This window comes from Rhodobacter sp. P2_H5 (assembly GCF_056403335.1).
In genome coordinates, this window is the sequence record NZ_JBFUFS010000043.1 from 1 (window position 1) to 2,350 (window position 2,350).

2 protein-coding genes are annotated in these 2,350 nt (G+C 57.2%); both read right to left on the bottom strand.

All coding sequences use genetic code 11. From position 1 onward, the window contains the following. Positions 1–266: 266 nt before the first annotated feature. Positions 267–1,484: a LacI family DNA-binding transcriptional regulator gene (locus AC1DVR_RS23265; RefSeq protein ID WP_478003002.1), complete on the bottom strand. Its 1,218-nt coding sequence runs from the start codon at positions 1,482–1,484 to the stop codon at positions 267–269. After that, positions 1,393–2,286 carry an NAD-dependent epimerase/dehydratase family protein gene (locus AC1DVR_RS23270; RefSeq protein WP_478003003.1) on the bottom strand — a complete coding sequence of 298 codons (894 nt, stop codon included), beginning with the start codon at positions 2,284–2,286 and terminating at the stop codon, positions 1,393–1,395. The genes AC1DVR_RS23265 and AC1DVR_RS23270 overlap by 92 nt, the downstream gene beginning before the upstream one ends. Positions 2,287–2,350: the final 64 nt, after the last annotated feature.

Here is a 2,350-nt window from a genome sequence, read left to right on the forward strand (position 1 = left end):
GGGCGGATTCGACCCGCGCTTTTGGGGAGAGCGGCGAAAGCCGAGGATGGTTCTACAGAGTTCTTCCAGCATCAACAGAATGAATCCATTGCCGACTTTCAATTGATAGACCTACCCCTATTGGCCAAGCACTTGATCATCGATTAATTGCGTCTGGCTGACGTCATCCCCTAGGAGCCTTCAACGCACTTAATAGTCAAAAACTGTAGTCTCCGGCCTAGCGCAGTGTGGCGCCTCGGCCAGTCGTTGAGACGCTGCCAGTTCGCTCAGGCCGTCATCCCTGGATAAATCTCGAACCCGGTGTCGATCGTGGTTTTGGTCGCAGGCCGATCTTGGGTTTCAAGGATCGCCTCGACGGACTTCTGGCCGATCAGGAAGCGATTGGACCTCACCGTTGACAATGGCTGCGGCAGTTCGCGGCCAATTTCAAGCCCGTTGAACCCGAAGATGGCGAGTTGATCGGGCAAGCGAATGCCGGCGCCTTGACAGTAGAAGACGCCGCCCACCGCCATGTCATCGTTGGAATAAACCACCACATCAACTTTGGCCGTTGTCCAGAGTTGGGCTGTCTGCTCTCTTCCTGTCGAAAGCGAACTTGGTCCGTCCGCGATGGCATGGGCTACAATCGAAAGCCCGGACTCTGAAAGAGCTTCTGACAATCCATCATAGCGCAGACGTGCGCGCCTGTCCGCAGTCCAGTCATGGCCGACATATCCAAAGCGGCGGTAGCCCTTGGCGATCAGATACTGGCCCGTCGCGTAGCCGGCCTTGCGGTGCGACATGCCTACCGCGACGTCGATGGGGGCAGACTCGATATCCATCATCTCCACCACACGCACACCACTTTGGTCAAGCATCCGACGAGTCGCCACGGTATGGTCAAAACCGGTTATCAGAACGGCCGCCGGTTGCCAGGCAAGGATACCCCGCACCAAGGTTTCCTCGCGGTCGATGTCATAGTCGCTGATGCTGATGACCGATTGGTAATTGGTAGTCTTCAGGCCGGCATTGATGCCCTGCAACACCTCCGGAAAAACGATGTTGGAAAGTGAGGGCACAATGACCCCCACCAACTRCGAATCCAGCGATGCAAGCGATCCTGCAATGCGGTTTGGCACGTAGCCGAGCGCGCGCACCGTCTCCATTACTTTGGTTCGCGTGGCCTCTGCCACCAGCCCCTGATTGCGCATGATGCGCGATACGGTTGATTCGCTCACATCTGCCATCAATGCCACCTCACGTACGGTGACTTTGCTTTTGCGACCAGGCAGACGTTGTTTTGGCTTAATCACCGCAGTTCCCCAGTTGCTCAGCTGCCTTAGGCTGCCGCTACTTTGCTTATGCAAGAAAATGTCGCCAGAGCAAAGTCTGGATTGCCCCGGCGACCGTTCTTCAGCGCTGCACGTAGTTGCGCCAGTTGTGCGCCTCTTTGAAGCCAAGCACTTCGCGGATCTTACGGTTCGACAAGGGGCCCTCGAATTCACCCATCTGGCGGGTGACGGGGGTGTTTGGCGCATATTTGGCGAGAAACTCGACCGTCGGCAGATCAGCGGTGATGGTGTCATTGACCGCATTGAAGACCTGATAGCCAAGGCCGTCCTTTTGCAAACACAGATGGACGATTTCGCCCAGATCGCGGGCGTCGATATAGCTCCAGGCGTTGCGCTTGCGGCATGGCGGATCGGCGAGGTAGCCGGGGAAGTTCACATATTCATGCGGCTCAATCACGTTGCCAATACGCAGGGCGTAGACATCGGCCTTGTAGCGCATGGCAAAGGCGCGGCCGGTCTTTTCGTTAACCACTTTGGACAGGCCGTAGCTGTCCATAGGGTCGCTGTCGTAATCTTCTTCCAGCGGGAAGGAATGGTAATCCTTGTCGCCTTCGGCAAAGCAGACGCCGTAGGTCGTCTCGGAGCTGGCGAAGATCACCTTCTTGACGCCCAGCTTCATGGCGGCTTCCAGCACGTTGTAGGTGCCCACGGTGTTCTGCGCGAAAGTGGTGTTGTCGGGGTTGATCATCACACGGGGAACGGCCGCGAAATGCACGATGGCATCAGGAGCCTTGGGCGGCGCGCCCTCGTCGTAGCCGTCAAAGCCGAAGTGGGTGGTGAAAGCGTTGAATACCTGGCCACTGTCGGTGATGTCGGTGATCAGCGTGTTGACGCCGGGATGGTCAAAGGGCTTTAGGTCGACGTTCAGGACCTTGTAGCCCTTCGCTAAAAGATGCGGCACGGCATGGCGCCCTGCCTTCCCGGTGCCGCCGGTAAAAATGATGCGTTTGGTCATGGGGTTCTCCGTCTTCGTTTCAGTCAATATCAGCTGGTCGCAGCTAGCATGACGCGTTCCTGAG